This window comes from Leucobacter sp. M11, assembly GCF_035726885.1.
In the GTDB taxonomy this organism is placed as follows: Bacteria; Actinomycetota; Actinomycetes; order Actinomycetales; family Microbacteriaceae; genus JAPFRB01.
The window spans coordinates 86,466-88,387 of the sequence record NZ_JAPFRB010000005.1 but is presented as its reverse complement, the minus strand read 5'-3'; the positions used below and the strand labels follow the sequence as shown (position 1 = coordinate 88,387).

At 69.1% G+C, this 1,922-nt stretch carries 3 protein-coding genes; 1 reads left to right on the top strand and 2 read right to left on the bottom strand.

What is annotated here, in order from left to right; all coding sequences use genetic code 11:
* The coding region (locus OOT08_RS15680) for a peptide deformylase (protein ID WP_325093774.1) at window positions 1-402 on the top strand (402 nt) is incomplete at its 5' end.
* A gap of 63 nt (window positions 403-465) precedes the next feature.
* Here the strand turns inward: OOT08_RS15680 and OOT08_RS15675 are convergent.
* Both OOT08_RS15675 and OOT08_RS15670 read right to left on the bottom strand, forming a co-directional pair.
* Window positions 466-984: a hypothetical protein gene (locus OOT08_RS15675; RefSeq protein ID WP_325093773.1), complete on the bottom strand. Its 519-nt coding sequence runs from the start codon at window positions 982-984 to the stop codon at window positions 466-468.
* Between the two features lie 88 nt (window positions 985-1,072).
* Window positions 1,073-1,903 carry a sodium:solute symporter family transporter gene (locus OOT08_RS15670; protein WP_325093772.1) on the bottom strand — a complete coding sequence of 277 codons (831 nt, stop codon included), beginning with the start codon at window positions 1,901-1,903 and terminating at the stop codon, window positions 1,073-1,075.
* Window positions 1,904-1,922: the final 19 nt, after the last annotated feature.

Below are 1,922 nucleotides of genomic sequence, written 5' to 3'. Positions count from 1 at the left end.
AAGCGCATCTTCGTGTGGGACTACGAGGACCAGGACGAGGCCCCCGCCCGCGGGGTCGCCATCAACCCCGAGCTGTGGATCTCCCCGCCCGAGCCCGGCCTCCCCGGCGACGAGGAGCTTGAGGGCTGCCTGTCCTTCCCCGGGGAGCGCTTCGCCCTCCGCCGCTCCGAGCGCGCCCTGCTGCGCGCCGTGGACGCCGAGGGCACGCCCTTCGAGATCACCGCGAGCGGCTGGTTCGCCCGGATCCTGCAGCACGAGTACGACCACCTGAGCGGCCTGCTCTACGTCGACCGGCTCATCCACCCCGAGTCGAAGGGCGCGCACAAGGCGGAGCGCAAGAACGGCTGGGGCAAGCCCGGCCTGAGCTGGCTGCCCGGCACCGACCACCTCGAAGACGACTAGCCCGCACGCGGCGCGTGTTGCGCGGCCAGGTGCCCCGCAACACGCGCGGTGCCGCTTCGAGCGTCAGGAACCGACGACGTAGTAGCCCCCGTTGATCCCATCAACGAGGATGGTGAGGGAGCGTCCGTCCAACGCCCCCGTCAGCAGCCAGTTCGGTTTCCAGAGCGACTCGACCGCCCGGAGAACGGTGATCTCCGCCGGGGTCGCCAGGCGATTGCGCCGCAGCGCCGCGGTCGACACGAGCCGGTGCGCCCGCAAAGCCGCCTCGTCAGCGTCGATACTGTTCCAGCCGGGATCCGGGACGCACTCCCCCGCCTGAGCCGCGCTGAGTTCCCCGAGCTGCGGCCAGGGGTCGGTGAGCGTCGCCTGCCCGCTCAGCCGGTCGACCAGGGTGAACGCGCGTTTCGGGCTCCCGCCCGCGTTGAGCGGGTGCCGCACGGCGAACACAAACCCCGAGAAGGGATGCCAGCGGAGGCGCTGGCCCGCCGGTCGCAGGCCGGGCGCCTTCTTCGTGACGACCTGCCAGGCCTGTTCGGCGGTGAGCACGGGCGGGAAGCTCACCCGGGTGAGCGTGCCGGCCACGCTACTTCGCCGCCATCTCGGCCTGGCCCGCCAGCTTCCCGTCCTGCCCGAGCATGAGCCCGGCCGGGATCGGGCCGATCTTCGCGGTCTAGTCGAGCGCCCGCCGGATCCGCTCCGGCACCGGGTGGCTTCGCTGCGTCGCCAGGCTGCCGAGGATCATGGCGAGCGTCGAGCCGACGATGCCCGCCACCATCGGGTCGAGACCGGTGGCGGCGGTCATGCCGGAGATCTCCCAGCCAACGGCGAGCACGGTGCCGACGAGCATGGAACAGATCGCGCCGACCGTGTTCGCTTTTTTCCACCAGACGGCGCAGACGTAGGCGGGCACAAAGGCGCTTCCGAGCACGGTCGTGGAAAACAGCACGATGGTTGCCACGGCAGGCGGCTCGACCACCGCCACCGCGTAGCCAACCACGGCGAGGGTGAGCACGATCGTCCGGGAGACGAGCACCATCTGCTTGTCGGTCATCCGGCGGTTCAGAAACCGGGCATAGATGTCCTGGCTGGCCACCGTGCCGGACTGCAAGAGCAGCGCATCCGCCGTGGACATGATCGCCGCCATAATCGCCGCCATCACGATGCCGACGGCGAAGGAGGGCAGCACCGACTCCGCCATCTCAAAGATGGCCATCTCGGGATTGACCAGGTTCGGCAGGAGCACGATCGAAAAGATGCCGACGATGTAGGGAGCCGGGATGAAGAGCAGGTTAAAGAGCGTGGAGTAGAGCCCGGCGCGCCGGGCGACGCTGGGTCGTTTCATCGCCATGTGGCTGACCACCACGTGCGGCCACCCCATATACCCGATCGAGAAGATGAGCAGGGCACCCAAGATGATGCCCCACTGGCCGTCGTAGACGCCGCCCCGGCCGAACATGCCCAGGAGCGACTCGTCGATCGCGCCCACTGCCGAAGCGGCCATTCAGCGGGTGAACAGATTA

Coding starts and splice junctions, on each gene's coding strand:
- OOT08_RS15670 (WP_325093772.1), bottom strand. CDS start 1,903: ATGGCCGCTTCGGCAGTGGGCGCGATCGACGAGTCGCTCCTGGGCATG.